This is a genomic window from Lactobacillus sp. HMSC08B12, assembly GCF_001808415.1.
Classification (GTDB): Bacteria; Bacillota; Bacilli; order Lactobacillales; family Lactobacillaceae; genus Lactobacillus; species Lactobacillus delbrueckii.
Genome location: NZ_KV793160.1, coordinates 1 through 15,213, shown reverse-complemented (window position 1 = coordinate 15,213; position 15,213 = coordinate 1). Strand labels below are relative to the sequence as shown.

The following is a 15,213-nucleotide window of genomic DNA, read 5'->3' as shown; positions in this document are numbered from 1 at the left end:
TCCTGCGACTTTAGTCGTAGGAGGTTCAATATAGGGATGCAGATAATTATTCTATACGCAAACAGGCATGATCAAGATTCTTCTAGTTTAGCTGGGGCAAGTATGCTATAATTTTCATGTTAAAACGTTAAATACGGAAGGTTTAATATGAAGATCGCATTAGTTACCGACAGTACGGCCAATTTGTCCGCAGCCGAAATTGAAAAGTATAATATCAAGGTCATTCCTATTCCGATTTACATCGATGACAAGGAATACCTGGAAGGAATCAACATCACTTCTGAAGAGCTTTTTGAATCGCAGCGGAGTGGCTCCAGCTTCCCGACCACTTCCCAGCCGAAGATGGGGGACCTCATCACGACTTTTGACAACTTCAAGGATGAGGGTTACGACGCGATCATCTACATTTGCCTCTCCAGCGGGATTTCAGGTTCCTACAGCACCTTGATGGGGATCGCGCAAAGCAACCCGGACTACCACCTGTACCCGTTTGACTCACAAATTACTGTTCGCCTGCAGGGTTACCAAGTTCTGGCAGCAGCTAAGATGATCGAAAAGGATAGCTACAGTCCGGAAGAGATCATCGCCAAGCTGGCTGAAATCAGGTCAACTGTCGACGAACTCTTTATCGTTGATGACTTGAACAACTTGTGCCGGGGCGGCCGTTTGAGCAATGCCAGCGCCTTTATCGGGTCACTCTTGAACATCAAGCCTTTGCTGACTTTCAACGATGAAGCTAAGATCGTGGCTTACGACAAGGTGCGGTCAATGAAGCGGGCAGTTAAGAAGATCGAACAAGAAGCCCTGGAAAAGATCAAGTCATTGGACATCCCAGAAGACAAGCTGCGGATCTTGATCATTCAGTCAAATGACGCCGCGCAAGCTGAAGAAGTCATGAACTACCTCAAGGCTGAAGTGCCAAAGGCTGTCTTTGAAATGGACGAATTTAGCCCGGTTATCGCGACTTACCTGGGCGAAAAGTCAATCGGCATCACTTGGATGATTGACGTTGAACAGATGGAATTCTAGTTTTTTAGAATTCAGAATTTGCTGTGTTCAGTAAAAGAAGAAAGAAATTTGGAAAATGAGAATCAAAAAGTGGGCCGTTATGGCCCTTTTTTGCGGTATTTTTTTGACGGGCTGCAGCAAGCAGACCGCTTCAAAAGAGGCAAGCAATAGTTCAAATAAAAGCAGTCAGAGCAGCAAGTCTAGCGTTAAAAAGACCAGCAAAGCTTCGTCAAGTTCAGCTAAAGCAGTAAAACTTGATGCGGCAAAACTGACGCCGCAGGAAAGCGGCAGCTTGATTACGCTCTACTGTGCTGACCGCTTTGGCGGAGAATGGTCTAATTTGCTTCAAGCAGGGCAGAATGGCTCTTTGACTATTACCCTGCACAAGACCAGCGACTACGAATTTAAGCAGCCGGGCAGCGGCTATGCTTATGAAGCCGCGGCGTCCGGACAAACAGGGACGACCTATTATACTCTTAGCGGAAGCACTTTTTACTTCTACCAAGGAGTAAAAGTAGCAGGCAGTGGCAGCTTTTTGGGCCAGGCAACTAAGCAGGAAATGGCTGACTATATCGTTAAAAAAGGCCAGCTGGCTGAATTCAAGCAGCTGGCCAAGAAGGTCGAGATCGTGGATAAATCTGGACAAACTCAGCGCCTGTCTGAAGGGCGGAGCGGCTACTTTACCATCCCCGCGGAAATGCAGGGAACCTGGTATTCTGCAAGCAACTATGATGGTGAGACAACGCATTCTAAGTACGTCTTTGGCCAAAGTACAATTTTTATTCAAGACGACAAGTACAATACAAAGGGAACCACAACTACCCTGTACACTAGGTCGAGTGATTTCAAAATGCCGTTACCGCCAACCGAAAAACAAATGGATCAGGTAAAAGGCTGGGGCTTGGGACACCTGTACCAGCAGGACGGTTTAAACTACATGAATGTCATGGGTTGGTACCAAACTGCCGGAAGTGGTACATCTTTTGCCGTTCATACTGAAAATATCGCTGGCAATAATGTGCAAATATTGGTTTGTGCTAGTGGTGCCCGTCCTTGGGTCGATGGAATTGCCTACCGCAGCCAGGCAATGGCTGAAAAGATGCAGGACCAGCATTTTGATGATCTGCACTATCGTGATGATGAGTAATTAAATATAACCGAAAACTAAAGCAAAACAGCGCCAGCAGGAAAATCTGCTGACGCTGTTTTTTTTCGATTATTTTTCAACTCGGGCCTTGATTTTGCTCCGCGGGGTCCAATTGAGGGCGAGAACGGCAAAAATAATCATCACAGATGCCGCGTAATCCATCATTTGCGGATGAAAGTGAAAGACGATGATGGAGCCAATCATGGAGGCCAGCGGTTCAAAGGCATCCATAAAGGCGACCGTCATCCCCGAAATATGGCCTAAAGCATGGTTTTGCCAAAGCGTCGGGATGATCGTGCCCATAACGATGACGACTGACAGGTTGAGATAGACGGTCGGTGAACTCGGCAGGCTGGGCCAGACTGGATGAATTGCCGTCAAAATCAAACCGGAGATAAGCAGGCCCCAGCCAGTAACTGAAATAGTGGACTGCCTGGTCACCAGGGCTTGGGGAAGCAAGCTGTTGGCCGCTGCCCCAACCGCTGACATAATGCCAAAAAGAAGGGTAAGAGGCGCGATCCTAAGGTCATGGATATTGCCATGCGTTGACAGGAGAAAGACTCCGCCAAAAGCAAGCAGGCTGGCCGCGACATCAAACGGCCGCAGAGCCTCTTGCTTAGTCAAAGTCAGATAGGCCAAAACAAAGAAGGGACCGATAAACTGAATGACCGTCGCGATTGCCGCGTTAGCCTGGGCTACTACCAAAAAGAAGCAGTACTGGAAGGGCAGAACACCGATAACTGCATATGCCAGAAGCTGAACCGCGCTCTTCTTGTCTTTCCATACCTGCCAGGGATGCTTGCCCGTCAGCTGGGCCACAGTTACCAGGATCAAGCCTGAGCAAACCTGCCGCATTTGCGTAACCCAAATCGGCGTGATGCGGGGGTCCAAGTTAAAGAGGCCCTTGGCAAAGAGGCCAGAAATACCCCATAGGATGCAGGCAGCAGCTGCCAGGCCGGCCCACTTGCTGTTTGATTTCATCTTTTCTTTCTAACTTTCTTTCTCTCTAGATATAGATTTCATCATTATTCGCATATTTTCAGAAAACAACCTTGTCCATTTTACCACACTGCTGGCAGGACTCTTCAACAAAGTAAAAAAATGCCCTGGAAGTCGCGATCAACAACTTCCAGGGTTTGTTTCAAATGGTAAGGATAGAGAGTCAAAGTTTAAAAAATCAGCTATTTCTTGTGAGTCAAGATTCTGACGCGGGTAACAGCCGGGATCTGTTCCAGGTTGAGCACCACCTCGTCTTGGGTCGCCTGGTCGATCTCATCGATGTCGATCATGGTGTAGGCGTACTTGTCCTTGGCCTTGTTGACCAAGTTTTCAATGTTGATGCCACGGCCAGCCAGGTAGGTTGAGATCTGCCCGATCATGTTTGGAATGTTCTTGTGAATCAAAGTGATCCGGTGGTCGCTTTCAAACGGTGCTGACACGTTCGGCAGGTTGACCGAGTTGATAATGTTCCCAGTTTCCAAAAATTCGATGGTTTGCTTTGCCGCCATCCGGGCACAGTTGATTTCCGCTTCAATCGTTGATCCGCCGATGTGGGGCATGATGACGATGTCATCGTTGTGCAAAATCGTGGCATCACTGAAGTCGGTGTAGTACTTGCCCAAACGGTGTTCTGCCAAGGCTTCAACGACAGCCTTGTTGTCAACGATCCCCAGGCGGGCAAAATTGAGCAAGATAGTGTTTGGCTTCATCTGCGCGATCTTGGCGTCAGCAATCAAACCGGTCGTCTCCTCGTTCTTTGGCACGTGGACGGTCACAAAGTCCGCGTCCTTAACGGCGTCAGCGATGCTGGTGGCCCGCTTGATATGGTCTGACAAGCGCCATGCGGCTTCAACCGTCAAGTATGGGTCATAGCCGACAACCTTCATCCCCAAATCAAGGCAGGCATTGGCTACCAGTGAGCCGATGTGGCCTAAACCAATCACGGCCACCGTCTTGCCCAGCAATTCCGTTCCGTTGAAGCTGGTCTTTTCCTTTTCCGTCCGCAGGGTGATGTCCGCGCCCGGCTTGGCGTTAGCTGACCAGTTGGCGGCAGCCACGATGTTCCGGCTGGCGATGATCATAGAAGCCAGTACCAATTCCTTAACGGCATTGGCGTTGCCGCCTGGAGTGTTGAAGACCACAGTCCCATTTTCCAGGGCCTTGTCCAAAGGCACGTTATTGTAGCCGGCCCCGCAGCGGGCGATGGCCTTCAAATTCTCGGGAAATTCATGGTCATGGAGGTCAACTGATCTGATCAGGTAGGCATCTGGATTGTCAGTTTGGTTAATCCGGTAGTTGTCGCCAAATTCGGCTAAGCCTTCTTTAGCAATGGCATTGTAAGTTTTAATTTGGTACATGGGGAATCCTTTCAAAAATTAGTGCTTGGCGTCAAAATCCTTAATAAAGTCACAGAGGGCCTGAACCCCTTCCAGCGGCATGGCGTTGTAGATGCTTGCCCGCATCCCGCCAACCAGGCGGTGGCCTTTCAAGTTAAGCAGCTGGTGGGCGGTTGCCTCTTTGACAAACTCCGCGTCCAGGTCCGGGTCGCCGCTGACAAAAGGCACGTTCATAATTGACTGGCTGTCTGGATCAACCTTGCTCTCAAAATTCTTGGATTCAGCCAGGCAGTCATAAAGGAGCTTGGCCTTTTCTTGGTTGATGGCTTCAATACCGGCCACGCCGCCTTTTTCCTTAAGCCACTTAAGGGCCAGGCCAGCCACGTAAACCTGGAAGACTGGCGGGGTGTTCAAGGCTGATTTCTTCTTGGCTTCAGTAGCAAAGTCAAAGAGGCCAGGCAGGTCATCATGCTTGACCAACAGGTCCTTTCTGATGACCAAAACGGTCAAGCCGGCAGGGGCCAGGTTCTTCTGCGCTCCGGCGTAGATAACAGCGAATTTGCTGTAGTCGTATTCCTGGCCCAGAAAATTGGAGGACATGTCAGCTACCATAGGGATGTCGGTCTTAGGAATTTGGTCGTCTCTGTAGGCCGTCCCCATAATAGTGTTGTTGGTCGTGATGTGGAGGTAGTCGTAGTCTTGATCAAATTCAGTCGGGATTTCCGGAACAGCAGTGTAATTGTTGTCCTTGGAGCTAGCGATGATGTCAACGGTTAGGCCTGGTACTTTAGCCGCGTCTTCTGCTGCTCTTTGGGCCCAGTGACCACTGTCCACGACCGCAATCCGGTGGTACTTGCGGGCCAGGTTCAAAGGAATTGTGGTGAATTGCTGGGTTGCCCCGCCGGTCAAGAAGAGGACGTCGTATTCTGCCTGGTCCAGCTTCATAAGTTCCAAGAGGTTGGCCTTGGTTTCCGCGTAGAGCTCCTTGTAAAGGGCTGACCGGTGGGAGATTTCCATGACGCTCATGCCGCTGTGGGCATAATCTGGCAAGTCTTGTTTGATTTGGGCAATGACTTCGACCGGCAGCATGGCTGGACCAGCCGCGAAGTTGTAGCATGTCATAAGTGAAGAATTCCTTTCCGAAAAAACAAAGGGCACCCGCCTTGCGTGAGTGCCCTTTGCCATGAGATGTTATGTTGGAGTTGTTGTTTCGGCCTCACTGTTTTAAACTGTGCTGAAGGCCATCACAAATCGCAGCCTTCTTAAGTGGAAGAAGACTGGGAGGAGGAAAAAAGTTTGTTTTGCATTTGAATTGTCTGTAAAGTAAACATTTTTTCGCTCCTTTCGTGTGATTAATTTTATTATAAGCACAAAATTAGAAATGTCAACACAATTTTAATTTTGGTATAATATTTATTAGCGAAGAAAAGAAAAAAAGAAAGTCTAGAAACAATGGAGGACCAGCATGACCACATTCTACTTTATCCGGCACGGGCAAACCTTTGCCAACAAGGCGGGCTTGAAGCAGGGGACCATCAATACCCCCAACACCTACTTGACCGACCTGGGCAAGGAGCAGGCGCAAAAACTGGCTGACCAGTTCGACATCAGCAATTTCGACCGCCTTTTCGTTTCCCCCTTGGTCAGAACCAAGCAGACAGCCGAGATTTTGAACAAGAAGGCCGGCCTGCCGGTTGAAACGGACGACCGCCTGCTGGAGATTTCCTACGGGGACTGGGATGGGCAAAAGAACAGCGAATTGATGGCTGAATACCCGAATTACTTTTCTCCCCTGGTCAATGACGTGACGGAAGACTACGTGCAGGCAGCCCCAAAGGCGGAATGCTTTGCCCATGTGGAAATGCGGACCGCTGAATTCGTGGAGGAAATCAGCCAAAAGTATCCAGAAGACCAGATCGTGGTAGTGACCCACGGCTTCACGGTCAGATCTTTTGCCATTAATGCCACGGGTGGCCAGGGCCTGCAGATCCTGGAACCAGACAACTGCTCCGTCACCAAGATCCTCGTTGACCCCCTGTCATTTAAGCAGCACCTGGTCTACTACAACCGGACAGTGACTGCTTTTTAGCAATATTTATTAGATATAGAAAAACGGAACCGCTTGGTTCCGTTCTTTTATTTGCTCTTTAATCGACGGACTTTAAAGCATCCAGCATGTTGACGGACTTGATCTTCTTGTGCATGATCAAGGCGACTAAAGCAGTGATCACGGCTGGAATTAAGGCTGAATAGAGGAAGTTGCTGATCTTCATCGCCGGGTCAAACCTGGCGTTGTCTGGCGGCAGACTGGTGATGATGAAGGTGTGCAGGCCGATCCCGGCCAGGTAGCCGCAGAGGATGCCGATAATGGAGAGGATAATCGTTTCCCGGTAAATGTAGAGGGTGGTTTCCTGGTCAAAGAAGCCGAGCACCTTGATGGTCGACAGCTCTCTGATTATTTCCTCAACAATAATGTTGGACTTTTTCAATCAAGAAGTTGATGTCCCGGTTGGCGTAAACTGTCGTGTCACCGGACTGGTAAGTTTTTGTATTATGCTTCACTTCAATAAGTGCCATGATAGCTTACTTTAGCCATAAAAAAGAGCGTGCCGTAAAATGGCCACGCTCTTACAAGTTGCTGACAAATTAATGATGAGAGCAACTCTTGCCGGTTAAATTTCGTTGATGCCGATTCGATCCAGCTTCTGGTCGCGGATGGTCAGTTCTTCTTCAGTTTCGCCGATACCAACCCCGCAGACCGGCATGAAGCCGGCTGGCAGGTCCAGCTTCATAACTGTTTCTGGGTGAGTGGCCAGAGCAGCTGCCGCGCCAAAGAGGTAGCAAGCCCCCAGGCCCTTGTTTTCAGCAGCCAGAACCATGTTGTGGGCAATAATCCCGGCACTGGCATAGGCCATCTCGTCCTGCTTCTTGGCAGAGACCAAAATCAAGGTCGGCACACCGTACAAGGGATGTGATTCCAGATCGCCAAACATCATGGCTGCTTCCTGGTCGATCTCCTTTAAAAGCTTTGGGTCATTAATGATCGTCAGCTGGTAGTTCTCGTATAAGCCGCGGGCTACTGGAGCCAGTTCAGCTGCTTCGATGATCTTCTTGACCTGCTTCTTGTCAGCCGGCTTGCCAGTATAAGTCCGGATTGACTTACGTGATTTCAACAATTTCGTAAACTTCATGGATGATTTTCCCTCCTGTCAATCTAACAAAACACATGTCTGTCGATTCCTTAGCTCGATTATACCGCAATCACTTCAGTAAGCGGTTGAAAATGGTTTTAAACTTTTTCTACAAAAAAATTACCTGCTTTTTCGATAAAAGAGCTTGACTTAAAGGGCAAAAGTCTTTATAGTTAAGAAAACATATGAATGACCTTTAAATTTAGTCCCGTGAGGCTAAGAAGGCAGCTCAAAATCCATATATAAATAAGAAATTCTTGGCAAACATTCGAATTGACAGGAAGACCGGGGAGGAAGCTTTCCGGGCAGTTTAAGCAGACTTTGAGAGACCATTTTAGACACGGAGACTGAGTGTATAAAATGGTCTTTTTGCTTAAGTTATTTTCGAAAGGATGCCAAATCATCATGACCACTGTTAGCCAAAACCAAGTCGTTGTCGAAACTGAAGACGAGCAAGACAACTTGCTCCGTCTGCCTTACTTTGTCAGCGTTGAACAACTGAGCGCCGACGACGTGCTGCACCTGCTGCAAAGAGCCCAATACTTCAAGAACGGCGGGGAAGTACCAGCCTTGAGCCGGCCAATCTTCTGCACCAACATGTTCTTTGAAAACTCAACCCGGACCCACACCAGCTTTGAAGTTGCTGAAAGAAGACTGGGCTTGACTGTAATCCCATTTGACCCATCCCACTCTTCAGTCAACAAGGGGGAAAACCTCTACGACACTGAACTGACCATGGCATCTCTAGGCATCGAAATCAGCGTGATCAGACACCCGGAAAACGCCTACTACAACGAAATCATCCGTTCAAAGGAAGGCCAGCACCTGCAAATGGGCCTGGTTAACGCTGGTGACGGTTCCGGCCAGCACCCATCCCAAAGCATGCTGGACATGATGACCATCTACAACGAATTCGGCCACTTCGACGGCTTGAAGATCATGATCGTCGGTGACTTGACCAGCTCCCGGGTTGCCCGGTCAAACATGGAAATCTTGAACACCCTGGGCGCGGAAGTCTACTTCTCAGGTCCGGAATACTGGTACGACGCTGAAGAATTCAGCAAGTACGGCACTTATGTCAAGAACATTGACGATGAAATCCCAGAACTGGACGTCTTGATGCTGCTCAGAGTTCAGCACGAACGCCACAACGGGGCAGAAGCCAAGACTGAACAGCTCTTTGATGCCAAGGACTACAATGCTGCCTACGGTCTTAACCAACGCCGCTACGACATGCTTAAGGATGACGCCATCATCATGCACCCGGGCCCAATCAACCGCGGGGTTGAATGGGACGGTGACCTGGTTGAAGCACCTAAGTCCCGCTACGCTGTCCAAATGCACAACGGGGTCTTTGTCAGAATGGCCATGATCGAAGCCGTTCTGCGCGGCCGTAAGTTGGGAGGCCTTGAATAATGACCATTTTGCTGAAAAACGGCCTGGTTTACCAGGAAGGCGAATTCATCAACGAAGACGTCTTGATCTCCGGCAGCAAGATCCAGGCCATCGGCCTGGATCTGCCAGAAGAGGGTGCTGAAGTCTACGACTTAAAGGGCAAGCTCCTGGCACCTGGCTTAGTGGACATCCACGAACACTACAGAGAGCCGGGCTTTACCTACAAGGAAACCATCAAGACGGGGTCTGAAGCAGCGTCCCGGGGCGGTTTCACCACGGTCTGCACCATGCCTAATGTTGACCCGGTCCCAGATGACCTGGAAACTTTTGAAAAGCAGGTTGCTTTAAATGAAGCCAACAGCTGCGTCCACCTCAAGCAATACGGGGCTATTACTGAAGACCTGACCAGTGACCAGGTGGTTGACATGGCGGCCTTGAAAGAAGCGGGGGCTTTTGCCTTCAGCAATGACGGCCACGGCATCCAGCAAGCCGGCACTATGTATGAAGCTATGCAGGAAGCTGCTAAGGTAGGCCTGGCCATCTGTGAGCACATCCAGGATGACTCTCTTTACCATCATGGGGTGATGAATGCCGGCGAGAAGGCGGAAGAACTCGGCCTGCCAGGCATCCTGGGGGTCAGTGAATCTGCACAATTGGCCAGAGACCTGGTTTTGGCGCAGGCTACCGGGGTTCACTACCATGCCTGCCACGTTTCTACCAAGGAAAGCGTAGAACTGATCCGGATCGCCAAGGAATACGGAATCAATGTAACCGCCGAAGCCGCACCTCACCACCTGCTTTTGAGCGAAGAAGAGATTGACGGCAACAACGGTTACTACAAGATGAACCCGCCGCTTAGATCAAAGGAAGACCAGTTTGCCTTGATTGAAGGGATCCTGGACGGGACGATCGACTTGATCGCGACTGACCATGCTCCGCACAGCCGGGAAGAAAAGGCCGGTGATATGCGGAAGGCTGCTTTTGGGATCATTGGCAATGAAACTGCTTTTGCCAGCCTTTACACCAAGTTCGTCAAGAGCGGGCAAATGGACCTGAGCCTGCTTTTGGACCTCATGAGCTACCAGCCAGCCAAGCTCTTTGGCCTGGACGCTGGTGTCCTGGCTCCAGGCAAGGAAGCCGACCTGGCCGTCTTTGACCTGGACCACGCCGAAAAACTGGCCGAAGAAGACTACTTGTCCAAGGGGGTTAACACACCTTTCACCGGCCAGGAAGTCTACGGCATGACCGCCTTGACTTTTGTCAGCGGCAAGCTGGTTTACAAGAGCAAGCACTTTGCCGACTAGGCAAATGGCAAAATAAAATTTTTACCACAGAAGAAAATAACTAGCAAAAGACGAAAATAAGTCCTTCTCTAATCAGAGGAGGACTTATTTTGTTTGGCGCTGGCATTGAGGGCGGCCCGTTGCTCTCTTTGGTCAACGTGGGTGTATAGGTCGGTGGCTGAGGTGCCTTTTTGCCCCAGTTGCTGGGCGACCATGACCTGGTCCTTGGTCGCCTGATAGAGTTCAGAAGCGACCGTGTGGCGGAGCTTGTGGGGGGTGAGAGGGTGGCCGAAGGCAGCAGAATACTTGCCAACCATTTTTTCGATGGCATTGGTCGTCATCCGCCGGCATTCCTGGTGGTAGCTGGTTAAGAAAAAGGCCTTGTTAGTGGCTGGGGCCTTGTAGCGGTCTGCCCGGATTGCCAGGTACTTTTCCAGGTAGGGGAGGGTCCAGTCAGCAACTGGCACTGAGTCTCTCTGTCCGCCCTTCCGGGTGATATCTAAAGTTGCCTCTTTTAAGTTGAGGTCCTTCATGTCAACCCCGGCGCATTCAGAAACCCGGATTCCCGTGCCTAAGATCAAAGCGATGACTGCCATGTCCCGTTCCTTGTTTTGCTTAAAAGAAGAAAGGGCGCGTCCACTGCAGAGGCCGGCAAATTTTTGGTCCAAAAAGTCCATGAACTGGTATTTCAAGTTGCCGGTGTACATGTGAGCTTCTAAGGCATGAGCCCGGTAGTTCAAGGTGCTTGTATAAGGAAGGGAATTGATCTTGAGCATGACATTGCGGTCAAAATAAGGCTCGCCATTGTTCTTGTCAGCCGTGATCGTCAAGTACTTGTACAAGGAGCGCAGGGCGTTGAGCGACCGGTTGACGGTCGTCGGGGAGTTGAGGTGTCCCTGCTTGTTCCTGCTGTGCTCCAGTTTATCCAGGTAGAGCATGACATCGCTCCGGCTCAATTTTTCCAGGTCGCTTGGCAGCACTTGGCTGGGACTTTTCGCCTGGGTCAAATTTTCAGCGATCAGCCAGGAGAAAAAGCGGCGGATTTCCGTTAAGTACTGGTAGCTGGTAGTCAGAGAGTGCCTTGTTTCCAGCTGGTATTCCTTGACAAAGTCCGGCATCTGGGCCATTTCCCGGTCGATGAGGGAGAGGTATTTCTTGGTTTCCATATGACTCCTTATCCTTTCTCCAAAAAGTGGTTCTTGTACTCGTCTTCAATGATGGTCAACATTTCTTCTAAGATGCTATAATTACCAATATTTTTCCGTTAGCTTAATTATACTAGAAAGAAGGCGAACCGACAGCTAGTTGATCAGTTGACTGTCTTTCAGCCAGGCGGCTTTTTGCTTGGAAAAGCGTTAAAATAGAGCTGACTATTGAAAAAATGAAAGAGGCAGAAAAATGCTCAAGTTTATTACAGCCAGCGACAGTTTCAAGGAAAGCTTGTCAGCCAAAGCGGCCTGCCAGGCCATGGCAGATGGGATCAAGCGGGTCTTTCCCGAGGCCGAAGTCGTCCAGGTCCCCATGGCCGATGGGGGCGAGGGGACGGTCGATGCAATCTTGTCCTGCATCCCCGGGGAAAAAGTGGAAAAGATGGTTACCGGTCCCGATGGCAGAAGGCTCTTGGCCAGCTATGGTCTGATCAATGACGGGGAATGCGCGGTGATCGAGACGGCAGCAGCCAGCGGCCTGGGCTTGCTTGCGAAAAAGGACCTCGATCCAATGACGGCAACTACTTTTGGGATCGGGGAGCTGCTGCTTGACGCGTTGAAGCGGGGCGTTAAAAAGATTATCGTGGGCTTAGGCGGCAGCGCGACTAACGATGGCGGTGCCGGCCTGGCTCAGGCTTTAGGGGTTAGGTTTTTAGATAAAAATGGCCAAGAGCTGCCTTTTGGCGGAGGAAGTTTAGACCAATTAGCCAGAATTGATACCAGCGGCTTGGCTCCCCGCTTAAAAGAAGCAGAAATAATCCTGGCCAGTGACGTGACCAATCCTTTGACCGGACCCAATGGAGCATCTGCGGTTTTCGGCCCGCAAAAAGGGGCGGACAAGGAGATGGTCCAGAAGCTTGACGCTAGCCTTCACCATTATGCGGCCGTGATCAAGGAGCAAGTTGGAAAAGACGTAGAGAACGTTCCTGGCAGCGGGGCGGCTGGCGGCCTGGGAGCGGGCTTTTTGGCCTTCAGCAATTGCCAGATGCAGGCGGGCGCCCAGATCGTGATCGAGGAGAGCCATTTGGCGGAAAAGATGCGGGATGCTGACTATGTCTTTACGGGCGAAGGCGGGATTGACTTCCAGACTAAATTCGGCAAGACACCCTATGCCGTGGCCCAAGTTGCCAAAAAGCTTGGCATACCGGTTTTTGCCCTGGCTGGCCAGGTCGGAGATGGAATTGACAGCTTATATGAAGCAGGCTTTACGGGGATTTTTGGCATCCTGCCAGGCATCTGCAGCTTGCCGGAAGCTTTAGCAGACGGAGGAGATAATTTAGCCCGGACCAGTGAAAACGTAGCCCGGGTGGTTAAGGCCGCCAGAGTAAATTTACAGTAAAGGCTTACTATTAAGGAAAAATAGCATTTTTTCATTTTTTTGTCTTTCAGCCGATTATTTTCGCATATGCTCTGTAATTTTTTTCAAAAGATTGCGATAATAAGAATAGACGAGGAGAGAGAATTCAAAAATTAAGGGGTGCAAAAAGATGAAAGAATACTATTTAGACTATCGTGAGCAAGTGCGGAATATCTTGGATGCTTTGGACGACAGCAGTACATCCTTGCGCCTGGGAGCAGTCGCGATTGAAAACCTCTTGACCCTGGCCAGAGTTGACCTGGATGATGAAGACGAAGAAGCTTCTGATGACTCAGACGCCATTGAAGAGGCAGATAGCGGCGGGGACCTAGCAGATGCGGAAACAGAGGACAAGGAGCAAGTCAAAATCATCCGTCATGAAGAACCAACCGCCAGCATTCATTACCAGATCTCGGCTGGCAACCAGCTCTGCCGTTTTTCCCGGGCCTTGAAGGGCGGGAGTTTTTACACCGAGCAGGGGGACCTGGTCAGCGAGATCAATGAGCTGGCCGTCAAAAATCTGAACGTGGAAAACGGCGATTTAGTCGAGCTGGACCCCAGCAGCCAGCCGCCCCGGGTAGTCCGGATAGTGGAAGCCGGCAACCTGCCTTCTAATATCGCAACTATGTCATATGGGGTGGTAGAAAGGGATCCTGTCGGCGACTTGTATGTCAGCCGCAGCGCCATGGGCGAGAGCTTGAGTGAGTGCGCGGGCATTGACCGCTATGAGGTGCCGGCGATCATTGATGCTCGGCAAACCGAGACAGGTTTTGTCCATGAAGGCGACATCGTTGACTTGGCCTGGTATAAGAACAGCCCCAGCAATATGATCGTCCGCTGGGTCAGCCAGACTAAGGGAGAAGAAGCTCCAAAGAAGGAAAAGCCGGCTGAAAAGAAGGTAAAAAGCGAAAAGGAAGACAAGGATAAAGGAGAGAGCGTAACGACCTTGAATTTCGACCTGCATGGCCGCAGCGTGGCGGTGGTCATCGGCAATGAGCTCCGCAGCCAGGAGATTCAGAAGATGGTAGGTGAGCACCACGGCCGCTGCAAGGTGATTGACGCCTTCAAGTTTTCCGATACGGAATCTTTTTACAAGCACGCTCTCAAGCGGGCTGACGTAACGGTCATGGTGCAGAATTTGAATAAGCACTCAACCAGCAAGGCTCTGCGCAAGTATGCCAAGCGGCTGGCCATCGCGGATTCGGCGGGCCTGTCTTCAATTGAGCGGGCGATCTACCGGGCTATGCACGGCCTGCCGGCTTATGAGACATCTACCCAGCCGATCGCGTATCCGGTCAAGGAGCTGGCACTTAGTTAATTTTTAGAAAGGTTGGCGATAAAGTGGCATTTTTGGACAAAGATAAATTCGTTGAGATGGATAAAATCGGTGCGACCTGGCTGGACCGGGGGGCGGAAGCCTACCGGCAGGGGGACTATGAACTGGCCCTGCAGTGCTATAAAAAGGCAGCTGACTACGGCAATTCCCAGGCTATGTGCAATTTAGGCTACATCTATGCATTTGGCCGGGTTGGTGAAGCCGACCAGGAGAAGGCTTTTTACTACTTTACTCAAGCATCTTTGGCCGGCAACCCGAATGCCTTCTATAAGCTGGGGGATGCTTTCCGTTTTGGCAATTTTGTAAAGAGAAACGACGAGATTGCCTTTCAATATTACAGCATGGCGGAAAGCGTCCTGCAGGAAGGCGACGAAGACATGATTGCTGAGATCGACTACCGCCTGGCCCTTTGCTACGCCAGAGGCTGGGGGACTGACCAGCGCTGGGACCTGGCCTTGAAGTATATCAATGAGGCTCAGCTTTATGCCTACCGGAACAAGCAGCATGGCGAGTACAACTGGCAAAAGACGAGCCAGCGGATCAACAAGCTGCATGATGAGATAGTAAGCGAAATGTTTTCATAAGTTTTAAGCAGCTGCCTGGGGCGAACCGGGTAGCTGCTTTTTTTCTGATTTATCCAAAATAGCTATTTTCTTTAGCCCTGCAATCAGCTTGGTTTATAATGATAGATGTACAGGTAATAATAACTTAAAAGCTATAGATTTGGATAGATGTAAAAATGATAGATAGATTATGGGTGTTTAACCAGCATGCTGCTGTCAACCTGCTAGACTACTATACAACTATTGAGATAATTATTTCATTATTTATTGCTGGCTTGCTTGCCTTGGTCTACAAGAACATCCACTACAGCAAGCAGCAGAAACGCAGCAGCTACTGGTCTTTAGGCCTCTTGCTAATCTTGAACCTCCTACGACTAAAGTCGCAGGAA

The 15,213-nt window shown here is 50.0% G+C and carries 14 protein-coding genes and 1 pseudogene; 9 read left to right on the top strand and 6 right to left on the bottom strand.

Annotated features, from left to right (window positions below; all coding sequences use genetic code 11):
• Positions 1 to 147: 147 nt before the first annotated feature.
• Together HMPREF3168_RS05190 and HMPREF3168_RS05185 are read left to right on the top strand one after the other, a co-directional pair.
• Positions 148 to 1,029, top strand: coding sequence for a DegV family protein (locus tag HMPREF3168_RS05190; RefSeq protein WP_002879161.1), 882 nt, complete (start codon positions 148 to 150; stop codon positions 1,027 to 1,029).
• A gap of 55 nt (positions 1,030 to 1,084) precedes the next feature.
• Complete coding sequence (locus HMPREF3168_RS05185) at positions 1,085 to 2,155, top strand: hypothetical protein (protein ID WP_070488850.1); 1,071 nt, start codon at positions 1,085 to 1,087, stop codon at positions 2,153 to 2,155.
• Positions 2,156 to 2,224: 69 nt separating this feature from the next.
• Here the strand turns inward: HMPREF3168_RS05185 and HMPREF3168_RS05180 are convergent, their stop codons facing one another.
• From HMPREF3168_RS05180 to serC, 3 genes are all read right to left on the bottom strand, one after another.
• Positions 2,225 to 3,136, bottom strand: a complete 912-nt coding sequence (locus HMPREF3168_RS05180) for an EamA family transporter (protein WP_070488847.1) — start codon at positions 3,134 to 3,136, stop codon at positions 2,225 to 2,227.
• Positions 3,137 to 3,336: 200 nt separating this feature from the next.
• On the bottom strand, positions 3,337 to 4,512 hold the full coding sequence (locus tag HMPREF3168_RS05175) for a 3-phosphoglycerate dehydrogenase family protein (RefSeq protein ID WP_070488844.1): 1,176 nt from the start codon (positions 4,510 to 4,512) through the stop codon (positions 3,337 to 3,339).
• Positions 4,513 to 4,530: 18 nt separating this feature from the next.
• Entirely contained in the window at positions 4,531 to 5,613 is a 1,083-nt protein-coding gene (gene serC, locus HMPREF3168_RS05170; RefSeq protein WP_070488841.1) for a 3-phosphoserine/phosphohydroxythreonine transaminase, read from the bottom strand.
• A 343-nt stretch (positions 5,614 to 5,956) separates the two neighbouring features.
• On the opposite strand from serC, the gene HMPREF3168_RS05165 reads away from it, so the two are divergent.
• A complete protein-coding gene (locus HMPREF3168_RS05165; RefSeq protein ID WP_003612703.1) occupies positions 5,957 to 6,580 on the top strand; it encodes a histidine phosphatase family protein in 624 nt (207 codons plus the stop codon).
• Positions 6,581 to 6,638: 58 nt separating this feature from the next.
• Here HMPREF3168_RS05165 and HMPREF3168_RS05160 read toward each other — a convergent pair whose 3' ends face one another.
• Both HMPREF3168_RS05160 and HMPREF3168_RS05155 read right to left on the bottom strand, forming a co-directional pair.
• Positions 6,639 to 6,980 carry an FtsX-like permease family protein gene (locus HMPREF3168_RS05160; protein ID WP_070488838.1) on the bottom strand — a complete coding sequence of 114 codons (342 nt, stop codon included), beginning with the start codon at positions 6,978 to 6,980 and terminating at the stop codon, positions 6,639 to 6,641.
• 183 nt (positions 6,981 to 7,163) lie between these two features.
• On the bottom strand, positions 7,164 to 7,682 hold the full coding sequence (locus tag HMPREF3168_RS05155) for a nitroreductase family protein (protein ID WP_003614844.1): 519 nt from the start codon (positions 7,680 to 7,682) through the stop codon (positions 7,164 to 7,166).
• A gap of 405 nt (positions 7,683 to 8,087) precedes the next feature.
• Here HMPREF3168_RS05155 and HMPREF3168_RS05150 point away from each other — a divergent pair, with 405 nt between their 5' ends.
• Together HMPREF3168_RS05150 and HMPREF3168_RS05145 are read left to right on the top strand one after the other, a co-directional pair.
• Positions 8,088 to 9,098: an aspartate carbamoyltransferase catalytic subunit gene (locus tag HMPREF3168_RS05150; protein WP_070488835.1), complete on the top strand. Its 1,011-nt coding sequence runs from the start codon at positions 8,088 to 8,090 to the stop codon at positions 9,096 to 9,098.
• The gene (locus HMPREF3168_RS05145) at positions 9,098 to 10,381 is read left to right on the top strand and encodes a dihydroorotase (RefSeq protein ID WP_070488832.1); all 1,284 of its coding nucleotides are present in this window, start codon (positions 9,098 to 9,100) and stop codon (positions 10,379 to 10,381) included. Before HMPREF3168_RS05150 ends, HMPREF3168_RS05145 begins: the two co-directional genes overlap by 1 nt.
• Before the next feature lie 68 nt (positions 10,382 to 10,449).
• Here HMPREF3168_RS05145 and xerS read toward each other — a convergent pair whose 3' ends face one another.
• Positions 10,450 to 11,526, bottom strand: coding sequence for a tyrosine recombinase XerS (gene xerS, locus HMPREF3168_RS05140; protein ID WP_002878488.1), 1,077 nt, complete (start codon positions 11,524 to 11,526; stop codon positions 10,450 to 10,452).
• Positions 11,527 to 11,758: 232 nt separating this feature from the next.
• On the opposite strand from xerS, the gene HMPREF3168_RS05135 reads away from it, so the two are divergent.
• The 4 genes and pseudogenes from HMPREF3168_RS05135 to HMPREF3168_RS10325 all read left to right on the top strand — a co-directional run.
• Positions 11,759 to 12,907: a glycerate kinase family protein gene (locus tag HMPREF3168_RS05135; protein ID WP_070488829.1), complete on the top strand. Its 1,149-nt coding sequence runs from the start codon at positions 11,759 to 11,761 to the stop codon at positions 12,905 to 12,907.
• A 148-nt stretch (positions 12,908 to 13,055) separates the two neighbouring features.
• Positions 13,056 to 14,243 (top strand): DUF2325 domain-containing protein, encoded by a 1,188-nt coding sequence (locus HMPREF3168_RS05130; protein WP_070488826.1) that lies wholly within the window; start codon positions 13,056 to 13,058, stop codon positions 14,241 to 14,243.
• Between the two features lie 23 nt (positions 14,244 to 14,266).
• Positions 14,267 to 14,845 carry a tetratricopeptide repeat protein gene (locus tag HMPREF3168_RS05125; protein WP_003614850.1) on the top strand — a complete coding sequence of 193 codons (579 nt, stop codon included), beginning with the start codon at positions 14,267 to 14,269 and terminating at the stop codon, positions 14,843 to 14,845.
• A gap of 155 nt (positions 14,846 to 15,000) precedes the next feature.
• Positions 15,001 to 15,213, top strand: a pseudogene (locus tag HMPREF3168_RS10325) (hypothetical protein); the annotation flags it as partial.

Bases quoted from the DNA above. Each gene is read 5' to 3' on its own strand.
- HMPREF3168_RS05150 (WP_070488835.1), top strand. From the start codon at position 8,088: ATGACCACTGTTAGCCAAAACCAAGTCGTTGTCGAAACTGAAGACGAG.
- serC (WP_070488841.1), bottom strand. From the start codon at position 5,613: ATGACATGCTACAACTTCGCGGCTGGTCCAGCCATGCTGCCGGTCGAA.
- HMPREF3168_RS05180 (WP_070488847.1), bottom strand. From the start codon at position 3,136: ATGAAATCAAACAGCAAGTGGGCCGGCCTGGCAGCTGCTGCCTGCATC.
- HMPREF3168_RS05175 (WP_070488844.1), bottom strand. From the start codon at position 4,512: ATGTACCAAATTAAAACTTACAATGCCATTGCTAAAGAAGGCTTAGCC.
- xerS (WP_002878488.1), bottom strand. From the start codon at position 11,526: ATGGAAACCAAGAAATACCTCTCCCTCATCGACCGGGAAATGGCCCAG.
- HMPREF3168_RS05145 (WP_070488832.1), top strand. From the start codon at position 9,098: ATGACCATTTTGCTGAAAAACGGCCTGGTTTACCAGGAAGGCGAATTC.
- HMPREF3168_RS05155 (WP_003614844.1), bottom strand. From the start codon at position 7,682: ATGAAGTTTACGAAATTGTTGAAATCACGTAAGTCAATCCGGACTTAT.
- HMPREF3168_RS05190 (WP_002879161.1), top strand. From the start codon at position 148: ATGAAGATCGCATTAGTTACCGACAGTACGGCCAATTTGTCCGCAGCC.
- HMPREF3168_RS05130 (WP_070488826.1), top strand. From the start codon at position 13,056: ATGAAAGAATACTATTTAGACTATCGTGAGCAAGTGCGGAATATCTTG.
- HMPREF3168_RS05185 (WP_070488850.1), top strand. From the start codon at position 1,085: ATGAGAATCAAAAAGTGGGCCGTTATGGCCCTTTTTTGCGGTATTTTT.
- HMPREF3168_RS05135 (WP_070488829.1), top strand. From the start codon at position 11,759: ATGCTCAAGTTTATTACAGCCAGCGACAGTTTCAAGGAAAGCTTGTCA.
- HMPREF3168_RS05165 (WP_003612703.1), top strand. From the start codon at position 5,957: ATGACCACATTCTACTTTATCCGGCACGGGCAAACCTTTGCCAACAAG.